The organism is Streptomyces sp. ATexAB-D23 (assembly GCF_000373645.1).
GTDB lineage: Bacteria > Actinomycetota > Actinomycetes > Streptomycetales > Streptomycetaceae > Streptomyces > Streptomyces castrisilvae.
In genome coordinates, this window is the sequence record NZ_KB892001.1 from 212371 (window position 1) to 235681 (window position 23311).

General features: G+C 71.7%; 25 protein-coding genes. 12 read left to right on the forward strand and 13 right to left on the reverse strand.

What is annotated here, in order from left to right; all coding sequences use genetic code 11:
• The first annotated feature begins 25 nt into the window (after positions 1–25).
• The 3 genes from B082_RS0100950 to B082_RS0100960 are packed head-to-tail and all read left to right on the forward strand — an operon-like array spanning position 26 to position 1945.
• On the forward strand, positions 26–382 hold the full coding sequence (locus tag B082_RS0100950) for a DUF952 domain-containing protein (RefSeq protein ID WP_018549944.1): 357 nt from the start codon (positions 26–28) through the stop codon (positions 380–382).
• Complete coding sequence (locus B082_RS0100955; protein WP_018549945.1) at positions 379–1317, forward strand: SDR family oxidoreductase; 939 nt, start codon at positions 379–381, stop codon at positions 1315–1317. Before B082_RS0100950 ends, B082_RS0100955 begins: the two co-directional genes overlap by 4 nt.
• A 4-nt stretch (positions 1318–1321) precedes the next feature.
• Positions 1322–1945 (forward strand): nucleotidyltransferase domain-containing protein, encoded by a 624-nt coding sequence (locus tag B082_RS0100960; RefSeq protein WP_018549946.1) that lies wholly within the window; start codon positions 1322–1324, stop codon positions 1943–1945.
• 66 nt (positions 1946–2011) lie between these two features.
• Here B082_RS0100960 and B082_RS0100965 read toward each other — a convergent pair whose 3' ends face one another.
• The gene (locus tag B082_RS0100965; RefSeq protein WP_018549947.1) at positions 2012–2623 is read right to left on the reverse strand and encodes a TetR/AcrR family transcriptional regulator; all 612 of its coding nucleotides are present in this window, start codon (positions 2621–2623) and stop codon (positions 2012–2014) included.
• Positions 2624–2723: 100 nt separating this feature from the next.
• On the opposite strand from B082_RS0100965, the gene B082_RS0100970 reads away from it, so the two are divergent.
• The gene (locus tag B082_RS0100970) at positions 2724–4184 is read left to right on the forward strand and encodes an MFS transporter (RefSeq protein WP_018549948.1); all 1461 of its coding nucleotides are present in this window, start codon (positions 2724–2726) and stop codon (positions 4182–4184) included.
• A 72-nt stretch (positions 4185–4256) separates the two neighbouring features.
• On the opposite strand, the gene B082_RS0100975 is transcribed toward B082_RS0100970, so the two are convergent.
• The 5 genes from B082_RS0100975 to B082_RS0100995 form a co-directional block, all read right to left on the reverse strand.
• Complete coding sequence (locus tag B082_RS0100975; protein ID WP_018549949.1) at positions 4257–4799, reverse strand: GNAT family N-acetyltransferase; 543 nt, start codon at positions 4797–4799, stop codon at positions 4257–4259.
• A gap of 400 nt (positions 4800–5199) precedes the next feature.
• Complete coding sequence (locus tag B082_RS35365) at positions 5200–5694, reverse strand: flavodoxin (protein ID WP_199783743.1); 495 nt, start codon at positions 5692–5694, stop codon at positions 5200–5202.
• Positions 5695–5997: 303 nt separating this feature from the next.
• Positions 5998–6849, reverse strand: a complete 852-nt coding sequence (locus tag B082_RS0100985) for an aldo/keto reductase (RefSeq protein ID WP_018549951.1) — start codon at positions 6847–6849, stop codon at positions 5998–6000.
• A gap of 35 nt (positions 6850–6884) precedes the next feature.
• Entirely contained in the window at positions 6885–7913 is a 1029-nt protein-coding gene (locus tag B082_RS0100990) for a zinc-binding dehydrogenase (protein ID WP_026249294.1), read from the reverse strand.
• A 47-nt stretch (positions 7914–7960) separates the two neighbouring features.
• Positions 7961–8938 carry an aldo/keto reductase gene (locus tag B082_RS0100995; protein WP_018549953.1) on the reverse strand — a complete coding sequence of 326 codons (978 nt, stop codon included), beginning with the start codon at positions 8936–8938 and terminating at the stop codon, positions 7961–7963.
• A gap of 218 nt (positions 8939–9156) precedes the next feature.
• Between B082_RS0100995 and B082_RS0101000 the strand changes: the two genes are divergently transcribed.
• Complete coding sequence (locus tag B082_RS0101000; protein ID WP_018549954.1) at positions 9157–10053, forward strand: helix-turn-helix transcriptional regulator; 897 nt, start codon at positions 9157–9159, stop codon at positions 10051–10053.
• A gap of 812 nt (positions 10054–10865) precedes the next feature.
• Here B082_RS0101000 and sodN read toward each other — a convergent pair.
• Positions 10866–11261 (reverse strand): superoxide dismutase, Ni, encoded by a 396-nt coding sequence (gene sodN / locus B082_RS0101010; protein ID WP_018549956.1) that lies wholly within the window; start codon positions 11259–11261, stop codon positions 10866–10868.
• Positions 11262–11442: 181 nt separating this feature from the next.
• On the opposite strand from sodN, the gene sodX reads away from it, so the two are divergent.
• Positions 11443–11901, forward strand: coding sequence for a nickel-type superoxide dismutase maturation protease (gene sodX, locus B082_RS0101015; RefSeq protein WP_199783736.1), 459 nt, complete (start codon positions 11443–11445; stop codon positions 11899–11901).
• Here the strand turns inward: sodX and B082_RS0101020 are convergent.
• Positions 11805–12434, reverse strand: a complete 630-nt coding sequence (locus tag B082_RS0101020; protein ID WP_018549958.1) for a CGNR zinc finger domain-containing protein — start codon at positions 12432–12434, stop codon at positions 11805–11807. The genes sodX and B082_RS0101020 overlap by 97 nt on opposite strands.
• A 211-nt stretch (positions 12435–12645) precedes the next feature.
• Here B082_RS0101020 and B082_RS0101025 point away from each other — a divergent pair, with 211 nt between their 5' ends.
• Together B082_RS0101025 and B082_RS0101030 are read left to right on the forward strand one after the other, a co-directional pair.
• A complete protein-coding gene (locus B082_RS0101025) occupies positions 12646–13134 on the forward strand; it encodes a SigE family RNA polymerase sigma factor (protein ID WP_018549959.1) in 489 nt (162 codons plus the stop codon).
• Positions 13131–13907, forward strand: coding sequence for a hypothetical protein (locus B082_RS0101030; protein WP_018549960.1), 777 nt, complete (start codon positions 13131–13133; stop codon positions 13905–13907). The genes B082_RS0101025 and B082_RS0101030 overlap by 4 nt, the downstream gene beginning before the upstream one ends.
• Positions 13908–14027: 120 nt before the next feature.
• Here the strand turns inward: B082_RS0101030 and B082_RS0101035 are convergent, their stop codons facing one another.
• The 3 genes from B082_RS0101035 to B082_RS0101045 are packed head-to-tail and all read right to left on the reverse strand — an operon-like array spanning position 14028 to position 16749.
• The gene (locus B082_RS0101035) at positions 14028–14789 is read right to left on the reverse strand and encodes an amino acid ABC transporter ATP-binding protein (protein ID WP_018549961.1); all 762 of its coding nucleotides are present in this window, start codon (positions 14787–14789) and stop codon (positions 14028–14030) included.
• The gene (locus B082_RS0101040) at positions 14786–15742 is read right to left on the reverse strand and encodes an amino acid ABC transporter permease (protein ID WP_018549962.1); all 957 of its coding nucleotides are present in this window, start codon (positions 15740–15742) and stop codon (positions 14786–14788) included. The genes B082_RS0101035 and B082_RS0101040 overlap by 4 nt, the downstream gene beginning before the upstream one ends.
• 29 nt (positions 15743–15771) lie before the next feature.
• A complete protein-coding gene (locus B082_RS0101045; RefSeq protein ID WP_018549963.1) occupies positions 15772–16749 on the reverse strand; it encodes an ABC transporter substrate-binding protein in 978 nt (325 codons plus the stop codon).
• 522 nt (positions 16750–17271) lie between these two features.
• Here B082_RS0101045 and B082_RS0101050 point away from each other — a divergent pair.
• The 4 genes from B082_RS0101050 (at position 17272) to B082_RS0101065 (ending at position 20727) form a co-directional block, all read left to right on the forward strand.
• Positions 17272–18495: an NAD(P)-dependent malic enzyme gene (locus B082_RS0101050; protein ID WP_018549964.1), complete on the forward strand. Its 1224-nt coding sequence runs from the start codon at positions 17272–17274 to the stop codon at positions 18493–18495.
• Between the two features lie 444 nt (positions 18496–18939).
• Positions 18940–19911, forward strand: coding sequence for a zinc-binding dehydrogenase (locus tag B082_RS0101055; RefSeq protein ID WP_018549965.1), 972 nt, complete (start codon positions 18940–18942; stop codon positions 19909–19911).
• Between the two features lie 31 nt (positions 19912–19942).
• The gene (locus tag B082_RS0101060) at positions 19943–20152 is read left to right on the forward strand and encodes a helix-turn-helix domain-containing protein (protein WP_018549966.1); all 210 of its coding nucleotides are present in this window, start codon (positions 19943–19945) and stop codon (positions 20150–20152) included.
• Positions 20152–20727, forward strand: a complete 576-nt coding sequence (locus B082_RS0101065; RefSeq protein ID WP_018549967.1) for a Clp protease N-terminal domain-containing protein — start codon at positions 20152–20154, stop codon at positions 20725–20727. The genes B082_RS0101060 and B082_RS0101065 overlap by 1 nt, the downstream gene beginning before the upstream one ends.
• A gap of 520 nt (positions 20728–21247) precedes the next feature.
• Here the strand turns inward: B082_RS0101065 and B082_RS0101070 are convergent.
• Together B082_RS0101070 and B082_RS0101075 are read right to left on the reverse strand one after the other, a co-directional pair.
• Positions 21248–22267, reverse strand: coding sequence for a PadR family transcriptional regulator (locus B082_RS0101070; RefSeq protein ID WP_018549968.1), 1020 nt, complete (start codon positions 22265–22267; stop codon positions 21248–21250).
• Position 22268: 1 nt separating this feature from the next.
• The gene (locus B082_RS0101075; RefSeq protein WP_018549969.1) at positions 22269–23129 is read right to left on the reverse strand and encodes a DUF4097 family beta strand repeat-containing protein; all 861 of its coding nucleotides are present in this window, start codon (positions 23127–23129) and stop codon (positions 22269–22271) included.
• Positions 23130–23311 lie beyond the last annotated feature (182 nt).

The window sequence follows — 23311 nt, forward strand, 5'->3', positions numbered from 1 at the left end:
CTGTCCCACGGCCTAACCTCGGCCCATGGCCGAACTGCTGCACCTCACCGAAGGCCCGCTGTGGGAAGCGGCCCGCGGGACCGGGACGTACGAGATGTCCACCCGCGGCCGCACCCTGCACGAAGAGGGCTTCATCCACTGCTCGCTGCCCCACCAGCTCCCCGGTGTGGCCGAGATGCTGTACGGCGCGGGAAGCCGGGCCGGAGCCGCTGACCAGGACCTCGTGGTCCTCGTCATCGACACCGGCCGGCTGCCCGCCCCCGTGCGGTACGAGGCCGTATCGCCCGGCGGCGAGGAGTTTCCGCACATCTACGGGCCGCTCCCGGTCGACGCGGTCGTCCAGGTGCGCCCCTGGCAGCCCGAGGAAGGAACCCCCGCATGAACGCCCCCGACCCCACCCCCACCCCCGCCCCCGACGCCCTCAGCACCGGCCCCCTCACCGCCGTCACCGGGGCGAGCGGCGCGCTCGGCGGCCGGGTCGCCGCCCGGCTGGCCCGCGCCGGAGTCCCCGTCCGGCTGCTGGGCCGCGACCCGGCCCGGCTGCCCGACCTCCCCGGCGCCGACGCGGCACCCCCCGCCACGTACGGCGACGGCGAGGCCATGCGCCGGGCCCTGGCCGGGGCGCACACGTTGTTCCTCGTCTCGGCCCACGAGAGCCCCGACCGGGTGCGCGAGCACACGACCGCCGTGAACGCGGCGGTCGCCGCCGGCGTCGAACGGATCGTCTACGTCTCCTTCCTCGGCGCCGAACCCGATGCCACGTTCACCTTCGCCCGGGACCACTGGGACACCGAGGCGCACATCCGGACCGCGGACGTCCGTTTCACCTTCCTGCGCGACAGCTGGTACCTCGCCGGGCTTCCGGCGATGACCGGCGCCGACGGCGTGCTGCGCGGGCCCGGCGGCGACGGCCGGGTGGCTGCGGTGGCCCACGAGGACATCGCCGACGCGGCGACCGCCGTGCTGCTCGCGGACACCGACGCCACCGGTCCCTCCCACGACGGGCGGACGTACGAGCTGACGGGGCCTGTGGCGTTCACTCTGGCCGAGGCCGCCGATGAGCTGAGCCGGGTCACCGGACGCACCATCACCTACGAGCCGGAGACCCGCGAGGAGGCCTACGCCTCACGGGCCCACTACGGTGCCCCGGACTGGGAGGTGGCCGGCTGGGTGACCTCGTACGAGGCCATCGCGGCCGGGGAGATGGCCGCCGTCTCGGACGCGGTGCCGAGGCTCACCGGCCGCCCCGCCATGGACCTGGCCACCTACCTGCGCACCCACCCCGACAGCTACCGCCACCTCCTCACCGAAGGCTGACGGCATGCGCACGGAAACCCCCTGGGGCCCCTGGGATCCGCCCCCGCTCGCCGAGGGTGTGCGTCTGCTCGCCCCGCTGCGCACCCGGTGGTGGATCGCCGGCGGGTACGCGGTCGAGCTGGCCGTGGGCCGCGCCTTCCGGGACCACGGCGACATCGACGTACTCCTGCTGCGCCGGGACCAGTCGGAGATCCAGCGGATCCTGCCGGACTGGGAGTGGTGGGCCGCCGATCCTCCCGGCACGCTGCGCCCCTGGCGCCCCGGCGAGACCCTGCCTCCCGGAGTCCACGACATCTGGTGCCGGCCGGGCCCGGACGAGCCGTGGCGCCTGCAGTTCATGCTGGACGACGCGGAGGGCGACGACTGGGTGTTCCGCCGCGATTCCCGGGTCCGCCTGCCGCTGGACCGGCTGGGCAGGGCCTCCGGGGACGGCATCCCGTACCTCGCGCCCGAGGTCCAGCTCCTCTACAAGTCCAGGGCCCTGCGGCCCAAGGACGAGCAGGACTTCGAGGCGGCGCTGCCCGTGCTCGACGACGACGGGCGCGCCTGGCTGGCCGAGACGATCACGCTGGCGCAGGGCGCGGACCACCCGTGGGCGGCCCGGCTGCGCACACTCCTGGCGCGCTGAGGGCGTCCCGGGCGGGCGTCCGCGCGTACCGCCCGGGGCGCGACGCACGCACACGCACACCGCTGCTCAGCTGACGTACGCCCCCGCCTTAGCGGCCAGGACGGCGGCTTCGGCCGCGCGGTCGGCGGCGGCCTCGTCCAGCGGGTCGCCGCTGGCGAGGAGGCGGTAGTAGAGCGGCGCCGAGACGGCGCGGACGACCTCGTCGGCATCGGTGCCCGCGGGGAGTTCGCCGCGCTCGACGGCTTCGGTGACACAGCCCGACCACTCCCCGACCCGGACCGCGTAGAAGCGGTGCAGGGCCTGTGCGGTACGCGGATCGCAGGTCGCCGCCGCGATGACGGACCGGAACAGCGCGCCCTGACGCGGATCGGTGAGCGTCTTCAGCACCAGCCGGGCGTTGGCCCTGAGGTCATCGGCCAGCGAGCCGGTCCGCGCGCGGGGTGACGACTGATCGGCCATGTCGTCCAGCAGGTCCGCGATCAGGCCGGTGGGGGAGGACCAGCGCCGGTAGACGGTCGTCTTGCCCACCTCGGCGCGGCGGGCGACATCGGCGAGGTCGAGCCGGTCGAAGCCGTGCTCGGCCAGCGCGTCGCCCGCCGCCCGCAGGACGGCCTCCCTGACCCGCGCGGTCCGCCCGCCGGGCCGTACGGTGCCGGGTTCCACACCCTCGGATGCCATAACGGGTCTCCAGTTCCATTAGTAACCGTTCCTCTGCTACGGTCGCCCCATCTTAACGGAACCGCAGAACCATTTAGTGTCCGTCTGAGGAGGGACCATCATGTCCGCGCCCAGCCGTACCCCGTCGCATCCCGCACCCACCGCCGACCGGCCCGCACCGGCCGCCCGCATGACCGGCCGCCAGAAGCTCGTCCTGACCCTGCTCCTCGGCGCCCAGTTCATGATCGCCGTGGACTTCTCGATCCTGAACGTGGCGCTGCCCGTCGTCGGTGAGGGGCTCGGCTTCGCCCTCCGGGACCTCCAGTGGATCGCCACCGCGTTCGCCCTGGCCGCCGCCGGGTTCACGCTCCTGTTCGGCCGCGTCGCCGACCTCGTGGGCCGCAAGCGCCTGTTCATCGGGGGCATGGCCGTCCTCGGCCTCTCCTCGGCGCTGGGCGGCCTCGCGACCTCACCGGAGGTGCTGCTCACCGCCCGCGTTCTCCAGGGGCTGGCCACCGCCGCCGTCACCCCGGCCGGGCTCGCCCTCATGACCACCGCGTTCAAGGAGGGCCCGCTGCGCGAACGCGCCCTCGGCCTCAACGGGGCCCTGATGTCCGCCGGCTTCACCGCGGGCGCGATCCTCGGCGGCCTCCTCACCGACCTGCTCTCCTGGCGGTGGGCCTTCCTCGTCAACGTCCCCGTCGCCGCCCTCGTCGTCGCCCTGGCCCCGGCCGTCATCACCGACGCGCGCCCCACCGAGCGGCCCCGGCTCGACATCCCCGGAGCCGTGACCGTCACCGGCGGCCTGCTGCTCCTGGTCTACGGCCTCACCCAGGCCGGAGCGACCGGCTGGACCACCCCCACCACCCTGGCCGCACTCCTGACCGGCCTCGCGCTGCTCGTCGGCTTCTGGTTCGTGGAGAAGCGGGCGGCCGCGCCGCTCGTCCCCGTACGCATCCTCAAGCGCCGCAGCGTCATCTGGGGCAACACCACCGGCCTCATCGCCTTCGTCACCGAGACCTCCCTCGTCTTCCTGCTGACGCTCTACCTCCAGGAAGTCCTCGGCTACTCACCCCTCGCCACCGGCCTGGCCTTCGGCGTCCTCGGCATCGGCACCGTGATCGGCGGCACGCTCGGCGGCCGGGTGGTGGGCCGCTACGGCACCCGCGCGACCATCGTCTCCGGCGGTGTCGTCCAGGCACTCGCCACGCTCTCCCTGGTCGCGCTCGGCACATCCGGAGCCTGGATCCAGCTCCTGCTGGCCGCCACGTTCATCGGGGGCATCGGCAACATGCTGATGATCGTCGGCTTCATGGTCACCGCGACCTCCGGCCTCCCCGACGACGAACAGGGCCTCGCCACCGGCCTCGCGACGATGACCCAGCAGGTCGGCATCACCCTGGGCATCCCCGTCATGAGCGCCATCGTCACCGCCCGCGTCACCGCCCTCGGCGACCCGGGCCCGGAAGGCGTCCTGTCCGGTGTCTCGGTCGCGATCCTGGTCAACTCCGCACTGGTCCTGGCGGGCGCGCTGCTCGCCGGTACGTTCCTGGGCCGGCGGCCGACGGATGACCCGGCGTGACACTGCCGCGCGGCGTCCGGAGGCAGGCGCGGGGGATGACCGCGCGGTCATGGGCAGATGGGCCGGCCTCCCCTAGCCGATGCGCTCGTCGTTCCAGTCGGGAACCGTCGTGGTGCCGGAGACCCAGTCGCGTCGCAGCATCGCGTACCCGACGGCGTCATGCAGCGTGCCGTCGGACGCCGGCCACGCGTCGCGGTAGTGCGCTTCCTTCACGTAACCGCACTTCTGGAAGGTACGGCGCATCACCGCGTTGTCCTGACGCGTGTTGCCCTCGATCCGCTGGACCAGGGGGAACTCGGCGAACACGTACTCCGTGAGCCAGGTCAGGGCCCCTTCCCCGAGGCCCTGGCCCCGGCGCTCGGAGCGGATCCGCAGATCGAACATCGGCGTGCGGTCGGACAGGTCCATCAGCCGGACGAAGCCGACGCGTTCACCGCCGGCCGTGATCCAGAACGTCCGGTTGTCCTGGTCGTCGTAGCTGCCCCCCGCGACCGACTTCCGGGCATCTGCCGGGTCGACGACGTCCGAGCCGTGAAACGGCCAGGTGTCGCCCGAGAGGAAGCCGACCAGCTCTTCGGCGTCGGCCGGCTCGAAGCGTTCGTAGGTGATCTCCACGGCCGCACTCTAGTGACGGCGACACCGGCCCGAAACCGAATTTCCGGGCCGCCGAGAGGCCGCGAAACACCGCACCCGGGTCCCGCGTCCGCCGTGTTCGGCGGCCGCGACGGACCGGGTGCGGACAGGTGGGCGGCCGGGCCCGCGCAATCGCGGGACAGACCACCCGACCGGAGATCAAGCCTTCCTGGTCTAGTGATCGGCCAGGTCGTGACCTGCGGGGATCTTCTTGCGGGACGCTGACCTGGCCTTTTGCTGTTGCCGGGTGCGTCGGTGCTCCGGCCTGCGGCTCTGGCCAGGGGCTGTGGCCCTTCCGCGACCCGGATGCGTCCGAGGACGGTGACGAGGACGGCGAGCAGCCGTGACGTCTCCGGCCGGACCGGGTCACCGGCCGGACGAGTCACCGGATGGGCAGCCCGATGTCTCGCAGCCATGCTGCGACTTCGGTGTCGGCGTCCTTGACCTCTTCGCCGCGTACCGCGAGGCCCTCGGCGATGGTCGCGCCGGGGCAGGAGGCGGCGTAGTCGCGTTCGGTGGTGCCCAGGCCGCTCATGGCGTAGGTGGTGACCGGGTGGACTGTCCTGCCGCGGAAGTCGAGGGCTTCGGTGAACGCCGTCATGATCATGGGCGCCCGGACGTTCCAGATGGGGCCGGCCAGGAGGATGGTGTCGTAGCCGTCGAGGGAGGGCGAGCGGCCCTCGACGGCTGGGCGGGCGTCGGTGTCCTGCTCACGGACGTTGCGCTTCACGGTGTCGTCGTAGTCGTGCGGGTAGCGGGCGGCGGCCTGGATGCGATAGGTGTCGCAGACGATGCGGCTGCCGATCTTCTCGGCGAGCGTCTCGGTGTTGCCGACCTTCAGGTCCGTGCGGCCCCCGTAGTAGTAGTTCTCGCCCAGGGCGGGAGAAGTAGGCCAGCAGGATTCGTTTCACGTTGCTTCCGCTCGTCGTGGCGGACTGGGAGGCGGCTGGGGTGCTGGACCGCGGTGAGGATGGTGAGCAACCTGGCAGGGGGGTCGCGCCCACAGCGGCTGTTGTGGTCAGCAGCGCCCCGCGCAGGACGGCGCGCCGACCGGGCAGGGCGCCGTGGCGCGGTGGTTTGATCATGGTGGGCTGCTCCCGGTGAACCGTGGAAGCCGGGCGGGTGCCCCAGGCAATCGCCTTGAGGACACCCGCGGCCGGCGAGGGGCAGGTCGAGGCGTTCAGCTCCCCAGGCGGCGCGCTGCGAGCCAGGTGACCATTTCGGGGTCGTGGTGGTCGAAGAACAGGGTGCTGCCGGTGTCGAGGGTGGCGATCTGGGCCAGCTGCTCGTCGGTGAGCTCGAAGTCGAAGACGTCGAGGTTTTCGGCCATGCGCTCGGCGCGCACGGACTTGGGGATGGCGATGACGCCGCGCTGGGTGAGCCAGCGAAGTACGACCTGGGCGACGGACTTGTCGTACTCCTTGCCGATCTCGGCGAGGAGCGGGTTGGTGAACAGGTCGTTCTTGCCTTCGGCGAAGCCGCCCCAGGACTGGATCTGTACCCCGTGCTCGCGCATGAGTTCCTGGTAGTCGGCGCGCTGGAAGAAGGGGTGGGTCTCGATCTGGTTGACCTGCGGGGTGATCTCGTTGTTGATGATCAGGTCGATCAGCCGGTCGGGGTAGAAGTTGGCGACGCCGATCGCCCTCGCCAGGCCCTCGCGGTTGAGCGCTTCCATGGCACGCCACTGGCCGTAGACGTCGCCGAAGGGCTGGTGCATCAGATACAGGTCGAGGTGGTCCAGGCCCAGCTTGGTCAGGGACGTCTCGAACGCGCGGCGGGTGTTGTCCTGGGCGGGGGCGTCCTGGACCCACAGCTTGGTGGTGACGAACAGTTCCTCGCGCGTGATGCCGCTGGAGGCGATGGCTCGGCCGACGGCTTCTTCGTTGCCGTAGGCGGCGGCGGTGTCCAGCAGACGGTAGCCGGCGGCCAGGGCCTCGGAGACGGCGCGCTCGGTGTCCTCGGCGGGGATCTGGTAGACGCCGAAGCCGAGGAGCGGCATCGCGACGCCGTTGTTCAGGGTGACGGTCTGCATGAGCGGGATGTCCTTCACGGTGTGGGGGCGGGTGGTCAGGGGCGGATGAGGGCCTTGACGACCTGGCGGTCGGCCATGGCCCGGTAGGCGTCCGGTGTCCGGTCGAGGGGGAAGGCCCGGTCGAAGACGCGGCCGGGGGTGATGGTGCCGTCCAGGACGTAGGGCAGCAGCTCGGGTATGTAGGCGCGGGCAGGGCTGGCGCCGCCGGTCAGGGTGATGTTGCGCATGAACTCGGCCGGGCCGATCGGTCCCTGTTCGTACTGGGGGACGCCCAGACGGCTGATGGTGCCGCCGTCCAGGACCGCCCCGAGCGCGGTGTCGAAGGCCGGGCGGGTGCCCACGGCCTCGATGACCTTGTCCACGCCGCCGGTCAGCTCGCGGATGCGGGCGATTCCCTCCTCGCCGCGCTCGGCGACCACGTCGGTGGCACCGAACTCACGGCCCAGGCTGGTGCGGGTTTCGTGGCGGCCGGCGAGCACGATTCGCTCGGCGCCCAGCCGCTTCGCGGCGATCACGGCGCACAGGCCGACCGCGCCGTCTCCGACGACCAGCACCGCATCGCCGCGGCCGATGCCGGCGGTGACGGCGCCGTGGTGGCCGGTGGTCATCACGTCGGAGAGGGCGAGCAGCGAGGGCAGCAGCGCGGAGTCGGCGGTCACCGGCAGCTTCACCAGGGTGCCCTCCGCGTGCGGGACGCGTACGGCTTCGCCCTGGCCTCCGTCGACGCCGTCGAGGCCGTACCGGCCGCCGTTGCGGCAGGAGATGTGCAGGCCCTTGGCACAGTAGTCGCAGGTGTTGTCACTGTAGGTGAACGGGGTTACGGCCAGATCACCGGTCTTCAGCCCGGTCACGTCCGGACCGGTGTCCTCGACGACGCCGAGGAACTCGTGGCCCATGGGGCGGCCGGTGCCGGTGGCGGGCATCGAGGCGTAGGGCCACAGGTCGCTGCCGCACACACAGGACGCGACGACGCGCACCACGGCGTCGGTGGGCTGGACGATCTCGGGGTCGGGCCGGTCCTCGACGCGGACGTCACCGGCTCCGTGCATCACTGCTGCACGCATCAGGGGTACTGCTCCAAACGGGGGTCGTACGAGGTGGCGCGGAGAAATCAGCGTTCGAGCATCCGGGCCTGGGCTTCGGTGTGGGTGTCGCCGGCGGCGGCCGGCAGGCTGGAGAGCCGCTCCAACTGATCGGCGGTCAGCGTGACCGCGTCGGCAGCCGCGTTCTCCTCGACCCGGGCCACGCGCTTGGTACCGGGGATGGGGGCGATGTCGTCGCCCTGGGCGAGCAGCCAGGCCAGCGCCACCTGTCCGGGCGTGGCGCCGGCTTCGTCGGCCAGGGCTTTGACCTCGTCGGCCAGCGCCAGGTTGCGCCGGAAGTTCTCGCCCGTGAAGCGGGGGTTGTCGCGGCGGAAGTCGTTCTCGTCGAACTGGTCGGTGGAGCGCACCGTGCCCGTGAGCATCCCGCGGCCCAGCGGGGAGAACGGGACCAGGCCGATGTTCAGCTCCCGCAGGACGGGCAGCACCCGGTCCTCGATTCCCCGGGTGAACAGGGAGTACTCGGACTGGACCGCGGTGACGGGCTGGACGGCGTGGGCACGGCGGACGGTGTCCGGGCCTGCCTCGGAAAGGCCGAAGGCGCGGACCTTGCCCTCGGCGATCAGCTCGCCCACGGCGCCGGCGGTCTCCTCGATCGGCGTGTTCGGGTCGACGCGGTGCTGGTAGTACAGGTCGATGTGGTCGGTGCCCAGCCGCCTCAGGGAGCCCTCGACCGCGGTGCGGATGTTGGCCGGGCCGGAGTCCAGGTTCCACGCGCCCTCCCCTGCGTGGGAGACCAGGCCGAACTTGGTGGCCAGCACCACCTTCTCCCGGTGGCCCTTCAGCGCCCGCCCGAGCAGCTCCTCATTGGTGTACGGACCGTAGATCTCGGCGGTGTCGATCAGCGTGACGCCCAGCTCCAGGGCCCGGTGCACGGTCCGGATCGACTCCGCGTCATCGGTGCCCGAGCCGGTGTAGCCGTGGGACATGCCCATCGCACCCAGGCCGATCCGGGAAACCTCCAGGTCACGCAGCTTGATGTACCGCATCTCGCCCTCTTCCGATCATGGGTCTTACCCGGTCTTTCACTCTGGCCCGGCCCGGCAGGCCGTGCCCGTCGAAGCCGGGGCGGGAGGGAACAGGCCGGCGTCTTCCTCATCCACCTTCACCCGGATCGTTCGCGCGTGGCAGGGCGAGCTCTTCGGGGGTAATGGCAGGGCCCCCCTCCCGGCTGCGCGGCGGGTGCCGGGCGGGTGAGACTGGAGTCATGGCATCCCGGAGCGCGAACAGCGAGGGCGCCGAGCTGGGCCGCTTCCTGCGCGCCCGCCGCACCCGGACCAGCCCCGAACACGTCGGCCTCACCGTCGGCGCCGGCATCCGCCGCACCCCCGGCCTGCGCCGCGAGGAGCTGGCCACTCTCGCCGGCATCAGCATCGACTACTACGTACGCCTGGAACGCGGCAAGGAAACCCGCCCCAGCCCCGCCGTCCTCGACTCCCTCGCCCGCGCCCTGCACATGGACGACCAGGAGCATCAGCACCTGCGCGAGCTCGCCGCGCGGGCCGCCCGCTACGCCCCTGAACCGCCCCCGGCCCCCAGCCGCACCGTGCGCCCCCACCTGAAACTGCTGCTGGAATCGCTGCGGCCGAACCCCGCCTACGTCATCAGCCGCAGCATGGACATGCTCGCCTGGAACCCCGGCGGCCTCGCCCTGTACGCGGGCCTTGAGGACTGGCCGGCCAAACACCGCAACCTCGCCCGCTACCTCTTCCTCCACCCGGCCTCGCGCACCCTGTTCACCGACTGGGACCGCCAGATCACCGCCTGCGTCGCCCGCCTGCGGGCCGTCGCCGGGACCGCTCCCGACGCCCCGGACCTGACCAACCTCGTCGGCGAACTCCTCCTCAAGAGCCCCGACTTCGCCCGGCTGTGGGAACGCTACGAGGTCACCGGCCGTAAACCCGTACAGAAGACGTTCCACCACCCCCGCGTCGGCACCCTCACGCTCACCTCCCAGTCCATGCAGCTGGAAGGCACCCCCGGCCAGCGCGTCGGCGTCTACACCGCCGAACCCGGCACCCCCGACCACGACACCATGCTCCTGCTCGACATGACCGCGCCCGCAGCCGCACCCGACCGGGAAGTCCCGCACGCATCGCCCTGATCGCTGTTCGCGCAAACGGGCCGAGCGTATGCGGGTCGCGGCCCGGTATCTGTTTCGTACGCATGCCGGCCTCTGCCGCTTCGCTCCGGGCGCCCCTCAGACGTGGATGCCGCTGGCTCGGGCGGACATCGAGCTGTCCACGCGGATCAATGTCCTCATCGCCGAGGGGCCCCTGTGAGCCGACAGGCGCCCGAGTGGATCTACCTCAGCGTTCTGGCGGGCCTCACGGTTCTGCTCGTCGCCGGAATCCGGGCAAGCCGATGAACGGCACTCATGCGCTTACGACCGTCACCGTGACCCCGGCGCAGGTTCGCGCCGGCGACCTCGTCCGCTGCGAGGGGTCGTGGCGAACGATCCGGGATCTCCGCCGCACCGAGCGCGGCGGAAGGGCTGCCGTGATCAACGGCCTGCCGGGCGTCTGGAAGCTCCCCAGCACCTTCGACGTGATGCGTCCTGCCCGCCGAAGTCAAGGCTCCGTCCCGGGGGGGAGGGAAGCTCTCCCCGGGGGCGGTAGTCGGCCCTCGGCTCGCTCTGTCCGCCCCTCCTCCCTGTGGCAGACGGATCGGGCCGAGGCCCGCGCCGACGCGGGCCGACCCTCGATCTCCCGCCCGGCCGCTGCTTGACGGTCGCGGCCGGGCGGGCTCGCCCAAGCCAGAAGAGCGCCGATGTCATTCGAACCGCATGACCTGGTGGGGGCCCTGACCACTGGCCCTCCCATTTCACACGGGAGAGGCCCAGCCGCGAAAAGCGGCCGGGCCTCTCTCGTTCCTGCTCTGACCTGCGGTCCGGCCGACGGCCGAACCGGCGGCCGATCAAGCCTTCTTGGTCTCCCAGAAGATCTTGTCGATCTCGGCGATCAGGTCCAGCGCCTTCTGGCCCGTGGCCGGGTCGGTCGAGCCCTTGGCGGCCGAGAGGGCCTTCAGGGCGTCGTTGACCAGCTGGTGCAGCTCCGGGTACTTCTCGAAGTGCGGGGGCTTGAAGTAGTCGCTCCAGAGCACCGAGACGTGGTGCTTGGCGAGCTCGGCGCGCTGTTCCTTGATGACCACCGCGCGGGCCCGGAAGTGCGGGTCATCGTTGGCCTGGTACTTCTCCTGGACGGCCTTGACGGACTCCGCCTCGATGCGGGCCTGGGCCGGGTCGTACACGCCGCAGGGCAGGTCGCAGTGAGCGCTGACCTTCACCTTGGGGGCAAACAGGCGGGAAAGCATGGAGCTGTCCTTCCTCGTGATCGTCTTCTCAGGTGGGACATTACTCCGTGAGAAGCCTCTTTTTGCGGGTGCCCCCAGGGGCTTAGGCCAAAAGTCCGGGATGGGGATGGGTCCGGTGGCCGAATGTACGAAACGCTGTGGGGGACGGTGTACTGGACGGACCGGGGAGGTGCCGGAGGAGATGAGGGAGGTACCGGAGGTGCCTGAGCTGGCCGATGAGCAGCCCGCGCGGGGGCTGGCGGCGCGGGTGCCGTTCCAGGTGGTGGAGGTGACGGGGCCCTCGATGGTGCCCACGCTCCACCACGGGGACTGGCTTCTCGTGCAGTACGGGGCGCCGGTGCGCCCCGGGGACGTGGTGATTCTGCGCCATCCGTTCCAGCAGGACCTGCTGGTCGTCAAGCGGGCCGTGGAGCGGCGGGCCGGGGGCTGGTGGGTGCTGGGGGACAACAGTTACGCGGGCGGGGACAGCACGGACTACGGGACGGTGCCCGAGGAGCTGGTGCTCGCCCGGGTCCGGGCCCGCTACCGGCCGCTGACGAAGGATCAGCGCTCGGTGCGCGGGGTGGTGGCCTGGGCGGTCTCCGCGCTGCGGCCGGTCTCGGCGGCGCGCTCGGTCTCCAGGCGCTTGCGGGCCCGGTAGGCGGCCACGTTGGCGCGGGTCGCGCAGCGGTCCGAGCAGTAGCGGCGGGAGCGGTTGGTCGAGGTGTCCAGGTAGGCGTTGCGGCAGGGCGCGGCCTCGCACAGGCCGAGCCGGTCCACGCCGTACGAGGTGAGGTGGAACGCCAGGCCCATGGCGGCGATCGCGGCGTAGCCCGCGGTCGCGTTGGACGGGTGGTCGGCCAGGTGCATGTGCCAGTCCGGCTTGCCGTCCGCGTCGCGGATGTCGTGGCCGGAGACCTGCGGGCTGACCGGGAACTCCAGCAGCAGCGAGTTCAGCAGGTCGACCGCGAGCCGCTCGTCCCCGGTGTCGGCGGCCTCGAACACCGTGCGCAGCCGGGCCCGTACGGACCGGAACCGGGTGACGTCCGCGTCGGTCGCCCGCCGGGCCGCCTGGCCGTTGACGCCGAACAGGTCCCGGACCGCTTCGACCGAGGTGAGGACGTCCTTGTTGCGGGCCGGTTCCTCGGTGTTGACCAGGCGCACGGCGTAGTCCGAGTAATAGGCCAGTTCCACGAATAGTCCTTACGGCGTCGGTCCATGGGCTGTGCGGTGCGGTCGTAATGGGTCGTTAAGGGTACAGGGTATTACGGGTCCGGGGGGCCGTGGCCCGTATGCCTGCGCGGCCTCCATTTTTCCTGCCCGGCTGCCGCAACCTCCGCCGCACCCCACCGCACTGGAAGGGTGAGACGGTCCGCACCCGCGGGCCGGGGGAAGGACACCGAGGATGCGGAGCGATGAGCACGCCGCGCTGCACGCCTTCGTCGAGAGCCGCCGCACCGCCCTGTTCCGCAGCGCGTTCCTGCTCTGCGGTGACCGGCACGAGGCGGAGGACCTGGTCCAGACGGCTCTGGTCAAGGTGGTGCTCGGGGCGCGGCGGCACGGGCGGCTCGACAACATCGAGGCGTACGCGCGCAAAACCCTGGTCAACACCTTCATCGCGGCCCGCCGCCGGTTCTGGCGACGCGAGCAGGCGTACGGGGAACTGCCCGACCGCGCCGCCCAGGCGCCCGACACGGACACGGGCCTGGCGGTCCGGGCGGCGCTCGCCCGGCTCACGCCCAGGCAGCGGGCGGTGCTGGTGCTGCGGTACTGGGAGGACCTGAGCGTCGAGGCCACCGCCGAGATGCTCGGGATGCGGGAGAACACGGTCAAGAGCCACGCGGCTCGGGGATTGGCGGCGCTGCGCGCCGAGATGGCGGAGGCATTGGTATGAGCGACCAGGTGCGTGAACTGCTGCGGAGGGCCGCCGAGGACGCGGGGCGGCCGGTGATCAGTACGGATGCGGTCTACGCCAAGGCCGCGCGGGTGCGGTGGCGGCGCAGGGCCGGGGTGTCGGCGGGGGCGGTGTGCACGGTGGCGCTGGGGGCGTTCGTCGTGCCCCAGCTCGCCTCCCCGGAGGCTCGGGCGCCGCAGACCTCGTCCGTCGCGGCGCCGGCCGAGCCCAGCGGCACCGGACGGGCGGCGCGGCTGACCCAGCTGCTGCCCAGCGGTGTCGGCTCGGTCGAGGAGGTGTCGTTCGCCGACATCATCAAGCACGCGTCGCCGCTGCCGCCCGAGCCGCCCAGGGCCGGGCCGCTGGACGGGCAGTACGCGGTCCGCAAGGACGGCGGCGTCGGCTATCTGACCGTCGACGTCAGGGACGCCAAGGCGGTGGAGCGGAAGCTGGGCGGCAGCCCGCGGGTCAAGGACCTGTGCAAGGTGGCGAACGGGGAGCCGGCCCGTACGGACTGTGTGCGCGAGGAGCTTTCGGACGGGCGGGTGCTCACCGTCTGGAGCGACGCGATGGACTACGGCGACGGCACCCCGCACTGGGGTCCGGAGCTGGCCGCCCGGCTCGTCCTCGCCGACGGCGGCGAACTGAACGTGCGCGACAGCACCGGCTTCGAGGCCGACATCGTGCAGGGGCCGCTCCTCAAGTCCCCGCCGCTCACCCGCGCGCAGCTGCGGGAGCTGGTGCTCAGCCCGGAGCTGCTGCCGAAGACGTGACGCGGGCGGGGGCGTGGGCGGGAACGGGGGCGTGGGCGGGAACGGGGGCGTGGGCGGGAACGGGAGCGGGGAGGCGGTACGTACCGCCTCCCCGCCCCCGTGCCGTCATGGAACGGCGTCCTAGAGCACCTTGGACAGGAACGACTTCGTCCGGTCGTGCTGCGGGTTGGTCAGGACATCGCGCGGGTGGCCCGACTCGACCACCACCCCGTCGTCCATGAAGACCAGCGCGTCGCCGACCTCGCGGGCGAAGCCCATCTCGTGGGTGACGACGATCATCGTCATGCCGTCCTCGGCGAGCCCGCGCATCACGTCGAGCACATCACCGACCAGCTCCGGGTCGAGCGCCGACGTGGGCTCGTCGAAGAGCATCAGCTTCGGCTCCATGGCCAGGGCACGGGCGATGGCCACCCGCTGCTGCTGGCCGCCGGAGAGCTGCGAGGGGTAGTTCTTCGCCTTGTCGCCGAGGCCGACCCGGTCGAGCAGCTTCTCGGCACGGGCCCGCGCGACCGCCTTGGACTCGCGCTTCACCTGGACGGGAGCCTCCATGACGTTCTCGATCGCCGTCATGTGCGGGAACAGGTTGAAGCGCTGGAAGACCATGCCGATGTCCCGGCGCTTCAGGGCGACCTCGCTGTCCTTGAGCTCGTAGAGCTTGTCGCCCTTCTGGCGGTAGCCCACCAGCTCGCCGTCCACGTACAGCCGGCCGGCGCTGAGCTGCTCCAGGTGGTTGATGCACCGCAGGAACGTCGACTTGCCGGAACCGGACGGGCCGATCAGGCAGAAGACCTCGCGCGGGGCGACCTCCAGGTCGATGCCCTTGAGGATGTGTGCGGCGCCGAAGGACTTGTGGACGCCCTCGGCCTTCACCATGGCGGTCATGCCATGCCTCCCTTCGGGCGGCCGAACGACAGCAGCGTGGCCCGTACCTTCTGCAGCGGGGTCGGCGGCAGGCTCCGGCTGGAGCCGCGCGCGTAGTACCGCTCCAGGTAGTACTGCCCGATGCTCAGCACCGAGGTCATGATCAGATACCAGGCCGCGGCGAGGAAGTACATCTCCACCGGGGCCCCGGAACTCTGCCCGATGTCCTGGGCGTATTTGAAGAGTTCGTAGAACTGCACGGCCGCCACCAGGGAGGTGGTCTTGAGCATGTTGATGACCTCGTTGCCCGTGGGCGGCACGATCACCCGCATGGCCTGCGGGATCACGACGCGCCGCAGGGTCTTGCCGTGGCTCATGCCCAGCGCGTGCGAGGCCTCCGTCTGGCCCTCGTCCACCGAGAGCAGACCGGCCCGGCAGATCTCCGCCATGTACGCGGCCTCGTTGAGGCCGAGGCCGAGCAGTGCCGTCAGCAGCGGCGTCATGAAGCTCGACCAGTAGTCCTTGTAGACCGGCCCGAGGTTGATGTACTCGAAGACCAGACCCAGGTTGAACCACACGAACAGCTGGACCAGGACCGGTGTGCCGCGGAAGAACCAGATGTAGAACCACGCGATGGACGAGGTCACCGGGTTCTTCGACAGGCGCATGACGGCCAGCAGGATGCCGCCGACCACGCCGATGACCATCGACAGGGCGGTCAGCAGCAGGGTCTGCCCGACGCCCTCGATGATGCGGTCGTCGAAGAAGTAGTCCGGGACCGCGCCCCAGTTGATCCTGCCCTGGCTGAAGGCGTAGACGATCGCGACGAACGCGGCGATGGCGACGAGCGCCGAGACGTACCGGCCGTAGTGCCGGACCGGGATGGCCTTGATGGCCTCCGGCCCGGACGCCGGCACGGCGGGGGGTGCGGGCGGCTCGTCGGCCGGGCCCGTCTTCTTCTCGATGTCAGTCACGGCTCATGCCTTTCGGGGACGGAATCCGGTCAGGACCCGCCGTTCACCTTGGCCTCGGTGACCGCACCGGCCTCGACGCCCCACTTGGCGATGACCTTGTCGTACTCGCCGCTCTTGATGATGGCGTCCATGGCCGCCTTGATGGCCTGGGTGAGCTGGTCGTTGCCCTTGGCGACGGCGATGCCGTACGGGGCCGCCTCGACCTGCTCGCCGACGAGCTGGAAGTCCTTGCCGCCGCCCGAGGTCTTCACCGCGTACGCGGCGACCGGGAAGTCGGAGGAACCGGCGTCGGCGCCGCCCGAGCGCAGCCGGGTCTGGGCCTCCAGGTCGTTGTCGTACGCCTCGATGGCGATCTTCTTGCCGCCCGTGCACTTCTTCGACTCGGCCTTGGCCAGGTCGTGCGAGACCGTGTTGCGCTGGAGGGCGATCTTCTTGCCGCAGAGGTCTGCCCAGGTCTTGATGCCCTGGTCGTCGCCCTTCTTGGTGTAGATCGAGACACCGGCGGTGAAGTAGTCGATGAAGTCGACGCCCTCGCCGACCTTCTTCTTCGTCTCCGGGTCGATGCCCTCCTGGCGGTCCTTCGTGTCGGTCATCGCCGACATCGCCAGGTCGTAGCGCTTGGAGCGCAGGCCGGTGATCAGGGTGTCGAACGTGCCGTTCTCGAACTGGAACTCCACGCCCAGCTCCTTGCCGAGCGCGTCGGCGAGATCGGGGTCGATGCCCACGGTCTCGCCGGACTTGTCCTTGAACTCGACCGGCGGGTACGCGATGTCCGAGCCGACCTTGATGACGCCCTTGGCCTTGATCTTCGCGGGCAGCAGGTCCGCGGGCGAGGAGGTCTCGCTGGAGGCACCGGCGCTGGTCCCGGCCTTGTCCGGGCCGCTGGAGTCGTTGTTCTTCGTCTGGTCGCCACAGGCGGTCAGCAGCATGGTGCCGGCGACCGCGATGGCGCCGACCGCGGCGATGCGGGACTTCGCGGCCGTACGACGGGTGGAGCGTGCGGTCATGATCGGGTTCCTCCGGCAGGTCAGGTGGTCGCCAGGGCGGTAATGGCACACGGCGTCGGGTGTCGCCGCCTTGTGTGATTACGGCATGTTGCCATTCGGACTAGCCCGAACAGGGGGCCCGGCATGTCAAAATCGGGTAACGGGCGATCCCCGAACCTCTTGAGGCCGGTACACCAGGGCCGGACCTTCTATGGGGTTTCCTCCTGGCGGCCGGAGAATCTGCGGTGGGTCCCGCGTGGCGGACGCAGGCCGGGCACAAGCCCGGCCTGTTCAGATATCCGACTATGAGTCACGTCACGGAGTCGATATGGACTCGTCCGTGACCAGGTCCGTCCGGTAAGAAAGACCTTTACACCCCTCATCCGGGGCTCAGGGCGCGTGTGCGGCGCGCCCGCGCGTATGTACCTCTCCCTGCCAGGGCGGGCCAACCGCCTGGCGCAGGGCGCGTACGCGGTGCCCGCCCACCCCTCCTCAACCAGGAGTGGCCACCCTCAAACGATGAAGACTTAAGGGGTCAACACCATGGCAGCGGAGATCGTCAATCCTCGCAGCGACAGCAGGACCGACAGCAGTACCGACAGCAGCACCGACGAGCCGTTCGATCCGGCCTTCGCGCTCCACCGGGGCGGGAAGATGGCCGTGCAGGCCACCGTCCCGATCCGGGACAAGGACGACTTGTCCCTCGCGTACACGCCCGGCGTCGCGAAGGTGTGCAGCGCGATCGCCGAGCAGCCCGAGCTCGTCCACGACTACACCTGGAAGTCGCAGGTCGTCGCCGTCGTGACGGACGGCACCGCGGTGCTCGGCCTCGGCGACATCGGCCCCGAGGCGTCCCTCCCGGTGATGGAGGGCAAGGCGATCCTGTTCAAGCAGTTCGGCGGCGTCGACGCGGTGCCGATCGCGCTGGCGACCACCGACGCGGACGAGATCGTGGAGACCGTCGTCCGGCTCGCCCCCTCCTTCGGCGGGGTGAACCTGGAGGACATCTCGGCGCCGCGCTGCTTCGAGATCGAGCGCAAGCTCCAGGAGCGGCTCGACATTCCGGTCTTCCACGACGACCAGCACGGCACCGCCGTGGTCACGCTCGCGGCGTTGCGCAACGCGGCGAAGCTGTCCGGGCGCAGCCTCGGCGACCTGCGCGGCGTCATCTCGGGCGCGGGCGCGGCCGGAGTGGCCATCGCCAAGTTCCTGCTGGAGGCGGGGATCGGCGATGTCGCCGTCGCCGACCGCAAGGGCATCGTCAGCCGGGACCGCGAGGACCTGACCGACGTCAAGCGGGAGCTGGCCGGGCTCACCAACAGGGCGGGCATCTCCGGCTCCCTGGACACCGCGCTGGCCGGCGCGGACGTCTTCATCGGCGTCTCCGGCGGTACGGTGCCGGAGGCGGCGGTGGCGTCGATGGCGCCCGGGGCGTTCGTCTTCGCCATGGCGAACCCGAACCCGGAGGTCCACCCCGACATCGCGCACAAGTACGCGGCCGTCGTGGCGACCGGGCGGTCGGACTACCCGAACCAGATCAACAACGTGCTCGCGTTCCCCGGCATCTTCGCGGGCGCGCTCCAGGTGCGGGCTTCGCGGATCACCGAGGGCATGAAGATCGCCGCGGCGAACGCGCTGGCGGATGTCGTGGGCGACGAGCTGGCCGCGGATTACGTGATCCCGTCCCCGTTCGACGAGCGGGTCGCCCCGGCGGTCACGGCCGCGGTGGCCGCGGCGGCGCGGGCGGAGGGCGTGGCGCGGCGCTGAGCCGGCCGGGGTCCGGTGGGGCCCGGTGGGCGGCGCGATTTCGGGCGCCGCCCGTCGGGCCTTCTGCTTTCGGGGGCGCTGCCTTTGGGGCCCCCGGCTTGGGCGCGTCGGCCCCGGGCCCCTGCTCTCGGGGGCGCTGCCCCCCGGCCCCCCGCTCCTCAATCGCCGGAGGGGCTTGGTTCTGCCTCTGTCGGTGGGTGGTTTGAGCTGGGTCGGGCCGCGGCTCCTCAGTCGCGGGAGGGGCTTGGTTTTGTGTTTGTCGGTGGGTGACTTGTGCTGGGCCCGGGGGGCAGGATTCAGCCCCTCCGGCGCTTGAGGAGCGGGGGCCGGGGCAGGGTCCCGGTTCCGGGGAGCGGCGGGTAGGGGAAAGCCGGCGTTACGCGCGGTGCGTGTCACACCCGCAGCCGGTTACGTCGCGGTAGCCCGCCCCCTATCGTCGGCCCCATGTTCGCCGCCTACGCATCCCGCCTCGACCGCGATCACCCCCTCAACGGCCTTGAGCTGGGCGAACGCCCCGCTCCGCAGGTCCGGCCGGGGTGGACCACCGTGAACGTCCGGGCCGCTTCCCTCAACCACCACGACCTCTGGTCCCTGCGCGGCGTCGGCCTCGCGGAGGACAAGCTGCCGATGATCCTCGGCTGCGACGCCGCCGGGGTCGACCAGGACGGCAACGAGGTCGTCCTGCACTCGGTCATCGGCCAGACCGGGCACGGGGTGGGACCTGACGAGCCCCGGTCCATCCTCACCGAGCGCCACCAGGGCACCTTCGCCGAGCAGGTCACCGTCCCCAGCTGGAACGTGCTGCCCAAGCCGAAGGAGCTCACCTTCGAGCAGGCCGCCTGTCTGCCCACCGCCTGGCTGACCGCGTACCGCATGCTCTTCACCAACGCCGGGGTGCGCCCCGGCGACTCCGTGCTGGTCCAGGGCGCCGGCGGCGGGGTCGCGACCGCCGCCATCGTGCTCGGCCGGGCCGCAGGGCTGCGGGTCTACGCCACCAGCCGCGACGAGGCCAGGCGCAGCCGGGCCGTCGAACTCGGAGCCGTCGAGGCGTTCGAGGCCGGGGCCAGGCTGCCCCACCGGGTCGACGCCGTCATCGAGACGGTCGGCGCCGCCACCTGGTCGCACTCCGTCAAGTCACTGCGTCCCGGCGGCACGCTGGTCATCTCCGGCGCCACCAGCGGCGACCGCCCTTCGCACGCCGAGCTGACCCGGATCTTCTTCCTGGAGCTGAAGGTCGTCGGCTCCACCATGGGGTCCAAGGACGAACTGGAGGACCTCCTCGCCTTCTGCGCCACCACCGGCGTGCGCCCCGTCATCGACCAGGTGCTGCCGCTGGACCGTGCCCGCGAGGGGTTCGAACGGCTCGCCGCGGGCGACCAGTTCGGCAAAATCGTGCTGACTGTCAACAATGGTTGACACAGTCCGCTCGTCAACGTAAGTTGACGCCATGACCGAAGCAACGGATCTCGCCGAGCGGGCGGGCGACCGCGACCCCCGGGTGGGGCTGCGGTCGGTCGCCGCGCTGCGGCGGCTGCTGGAGCAGCTGGAAGCCGTACAAGTCGGAAGCGCCCGCGCCCAGGGCTGGTCGTGGCAGGAGATCGCCGCCGAACTGGGCGTCAGCAGGCAGGCCGTGCACAAGAAGTACGGGAGGCATTGATGTTCGAGCGATTCACCCACGGGGCCCGCGCCACGGTGACCGGAGCCGTGGAGCATGCCGAGCGGGCCGGCGCCGGCGCGGTCACCGAGGAACACCTGCTGCTCGCCCTCCTGGACCAGGTGACCGGCCGGGTGTCATTCGCCGTCACCGCACTCGGTCTCACGGACCGCAGGGCCTCGGTGGAGGCCGGCCTCGCCGAGGCGCGCCGGCGCGGCGGCATGACCAGGGCCGACGCCGAGGCGCTCGCGGGCATCGGCATCGACCTCACCGCGGTCGTCTCACGCATCGAGGAGGCGCACGGTGAAGGTGCCCTGCGGGGCGGCGGCGGGGGCCGGCGGCGGTGGTCGGGCAGCCCCTCGTTCGCCCGGGAGGCGAAGAAGGTCCTGGAGAGGTCGCTGCGGATCGCGCTCGGCCGCGGGGACCGGTTCATCGGTGAGGAACACCTGCTGCTGGCCCTCACCGCCACCCCCGGAATCGCCGCCGACGTACTCGCCAAGCACGGCACCACGTACGCGACGGCCGAGCGCGCGCTGTACGGGGACGGCGGCGCGGACCAGGACCGCAAGGCGGGCTGACCGGGCGGGGGCTGGGGCTGCGAGGTGGGCTGACCGGGCGGGGGCCGGGGCTGCGAGGTGGGTTGACTGGGCGGGGGGAGGGGCGCGCAAGGCGGGCTGACCGGGCCGGGGCAGGGGTCGCGAGGTGGGTTGGCCGGGCGTGGGCCGGGGCTGCGAGGTGGGCTGACCGGGCCGGGGGAGGGGTCGCGAGGTGGGTTGGCCGGGCGCGGACCGGGACCAGCGGCCCGCCGGCCGGGACCACGCGGCCCGCCTGCCGGACGCGCGTCGGGGAGCATAACGGGGGCCGGCCGGTCCGGGGTGTCACTCCCCGGACCGGCCGGCCCCGCCTCGGTCCCTCGCCTCGCGCCCCGCGCGCCCGGGGTGTCGCTCCCCGGGCGCACCGGCCCCCGCCGCGCGCCCGTGCCCCGCACTGACCGGCGCCTGGAACGCACCCCGCCTCGCGCCCCCGTGCCCCGCACTGACGCCCGGCACCTCGAACGCACCCCCGCCTCGCACCCCCGCGCGCCCCTGCCCCCCGTCCCTACTTCACGCCGTCGTCGTCGCTGCCGCGCAGCACCGCCGCGATGTGGGCCGCCGCTGTCGACAGATGGCGGCGGGCCTCCGTGAGCTGGTCCTCCGTCACGCCGTGGTCCCGGGCCGCGTCGCGGATCTCGTCGCGGAAGCGGTCGAGCAGCCGGTCCAGGTCGCGGGCCGGGTCGCCGGTGCCGCCGGTCTCCTTGCCCCAGTCGGGGTCGGTGTCCGCGGCGTCCGGCTTGACGTACGGCGCCCAGCCACCGGTGCGGGCGAAGCCGCCCAGCTGGCCGGTGATCTCGGCCAGGCCCTCGCGGACCCCGGCCGGCCAGTCGCCCCGGGCGAAGTGCTCCTGGACCTGACGGGCGGCGTTCTGCATCTGCTCGCGCGCCCGGTCCTGGGCCTCCTTGGCCTGGCGGCGGGCCTGCTGCGCGTCCTGGCGCGCGCGCCGGGACTCGTCCTTCGCGCGGCGGGCCTGCTCCTTCCACTCCTGCTTGGCCTTGCGTAGTTCCTCCTTCGCGGAGCGCCACGCCTCCTTGTCGCGCAGATCGCCGAGGTCGCCCAGGTCCCCGAGGTCCCCGAAGCCGCCGAAGGGGGACTCCTTGCCGCCCGAGTGGGCGCCCTTGCCGCCGCCCGAGGTGTGGCGCGACTCGTCGGCCGCCGCCCGCATCTCGCTGCGCAGCTTGCCCGCGGCCCCGCGCACGTCGTCGCGCATCTCGGCGGCCAGTTCGGAGACGGACTCCCGGATCTCCAGCTCCAGATCCGCCAGCTCACCCGTGCGGTCGGCCAGTTCGGCGCGGCCGGCCTCGGTGATCGAGTAGACCTTGCGGCCGCCCTCGGTGGCATGCGTGACCAGGCCCTCGGCCTCCAGCTTGGCCAGCCGGGGGTAGACGGTGCCGGCCGAAGGGGCGTACAGCCCCTGGAAGCGCTCCTCCAGCAGCCGGATCACCTCGTATCCGTGCCGGGGGGCCTCGTCGAGCAGCTTCAACAGGTACAGCCGCAGACGGCCGTGAGCGAATACGGGGGGCATGTCAGAGCACCTTTCCGGTCGGCTCGCCGTCGTACGAATCCTCCTCGGCCGCCGGCGGGCGGCGCAGGAGTGCGATCGACCCCGATACGGTCGTCGCCCGCAGGGTCCCGGTGCCGGCGCCCAGCGTGCCGGTGATCTTCTTCGCGCCCCACTGGCCGCTGACCCGCAGGTCCTCGAAGCCGTTGGAGACGGAGCCGCTCGCGGTGTTCGCCTCGACCGTCGCGTCGGCGGGGTGCGGCAGCCGGATCGCGATCTCGCCGGAGACCGTGGTCAGCCGGATGTCGGTGGGCTTGCCGGTCGGGTCCACGTCGAGCACCATGCCGCCGCTGACCGACTCGGCCTTCACCGAGGCGCCCCCGCCCTCGACGACCGTCAGATCGCCGGAGACCGAGTGGAAGCGCAGATCGCCGGTGACGGACTGGGCCTCCACGCTGCCGGACACGGTCTCCGCGCCCACCGGTCCGGCGAGCTTGACCAGCGTGGTGTCACCCGTGACGCCCCGTACCTCCGTACGGCCGCGGACCCCGGAGACGAAGGCGCCGGCGCCGACCACGCCCACCTCCACCGTCGAGCCGGCCGGGACCGCCAGCGAGACGACCGCGTGCCGGCGCCACTCCTTGCGGTCGAGCCACTTCAGCAGGTTCTGCCAGGCCAGGTCCTCGTACGCCACGGTCAGGACGCCGTCCTCGTGCGTCACGACCAGTGGCGGGCCCTCGATGGCGGAGACCTCAAGGCGTGCGGTCGGCTCGTCGGTGCCGACGACGTTGACCGTGCCGTTGACGACGCGCACCTTCAGCGCGGTCACCGGCTCGTCGAAGGCCAGCTTCCGAGGCTCGGCGACGGCCCATGTCGAGACAGGCATGGATCTGACCTCCCGGGTAGCGCGGACGACGCAACATATCGCGTCTCTTGAGGAACACGATATATCGCGGGTGTGGGAAGTCAAGAAAGGGCGGGGAAGTCGAGAGAGGGGTGGGGGCTCCGGGTGGCGAGGAGGGTGAGCAAAACCCATCGGAACGGGACAATGTGTCCTACGGTGTGGGC

Coding starts and splice junctions, on each gene's coding strand:
- B082_RS0100950 (WP_018549944.1), top strand. CDS start 26: ATGGCCGAACTGCTGCACCTCACCGAAGGCCCGCTGTGGGAAGCGGCC.
- B082_RS0100955 (WP_018549945.1), top strand. CDS start 379: ATGAACGCCCCCGACCCCACCCCCACCCCCGCCCCCGACGCCCTCAGC.
- B082_RS0100960 (WP_018549946.1), top strand. CDS start 1,322: ATGCGCACGGAAACCCCCTGGGGCCCCTGGGATCCGCCCCCGCTCGCC.
- B082_RS0100965 (WP_018549947.1), bottom strand. CDS start 2,623: ATGGCATCCGAGGGTGTGGAACCCGGCACCGTACGGCCCGGCGGGCGG.
- B082_RS0100970 (WP_018549948.1), top strand. CDS start 2,724: ATGTCCGCGCCCAGCCGTACCCCGTCGCATCCCGCACCCACCGCCGAC.
- B082_RS0100985 (WP_018549951.1), bottom strand. CDS start 6,849: ATGCAGACCGTCACCCTGAACAACGGCGTCGCGATGCCGCTCCTCGGC.
- B082_RS0100990 (WP_026249294.1), bottom strand. CDS start 7,913: ATGCGTGCAGCAGTGATGCACGGAGCCGGTGACGTCCGCGTCGAGGAC.
- B082_RS0100995 (WP_018549953.1), bottom strand. CDS start 8,938: ATGCGGTACATCAAGCTGCGTGACCTGGAGGTTTCCCGGATCGGCCTG.
- B082_RS0101000 (WP_018549954.1), top strand. CDS start 9,157: ATGGCATCCCGGAGCGCGAACAGCGAGGGCGCCGAGCTGGGCCGCTTC.
- sodN (WP_018549956.1), bottom strand. CDS start 11,261: ATGCTTTCCCGCCTGTTTGCCCCCAAGGTGAAGGTCAGCGCTCACTGC.
- sodX (WP_199783736.1), top strand. CDS start 11,443: ATGAGGGAGGTACCGGAGGTGCCTGAGCTGGCCGATGAGCAGCCCGCG.
- B082_RS0101025 (WP_018549959.1), top strand. CDS start 12,646: ATGCGGAGCGATGAGCACGCCGCGCTGCACGCCTTCGTCGAGAGCCGC.
- B082_RS0101030 (WP_018549960.1), top strand. CDS start 13,131: ATGAGCGACCAGGTGCGTGAACTGCTGCGGAGGGCCGCCGAGGACGCG.
- B082_RS0101035 (WP_018549961.1), bottom strand. CDS start 14,789: ATGACCGCCATGGTGAAGGCCGAGGGCGTCCACAAGTCCTTCGGCGCC.
- B082_RS0101045 (WP_018549963.1), bottom strand. CDS start 16,749: ATGACCGCACGCTCCACCCGTCGTACGGCCGCGAAGTCCCGCATCGCC.
- B082_RS0101050 (WP_018549964.1), top strand. CDS start 17,272: ATGGCAGCGGAGATCGTCAATCCTCGCAGCGACAGCAGGACCGACAGC.
- B082_RS0101055 (WP_018549965.1), top strand. CDS start 18,940: ATGTTCGCCGCCTACGCATCCCGCCTCGACCGCGATCACCCCCTCAAC.
- B082_RS0101060 (WP_018549966.1), top strand. CDS start 19,943: ATGACCGAAGCAACGGATCTCGCCGAGCGGGCGGGCGACCGCGACCCC.
- B082_RS0101065 (WP_018549967.1), top strand. CDS start 20,152: ATGTTCGAGCGATTCACCCACGGGGCCCGCGCCACGGTGACCGGAGCC.
- B082_RS0101070 (WP_018549968.1), bottom strand. CDS start 22,267: ATGCCCCCCGTATTCGCTCACGGCCGTCTGCGGCTGTACCTGTTGAAG.
- B082_RS0101075 (WP_018549969.1), bottom strand. CDS start 23,129: ATGCCTGTCTCGACATGGGCCGTCGCCGAGCCTCGGAAGCTGGCCTTC.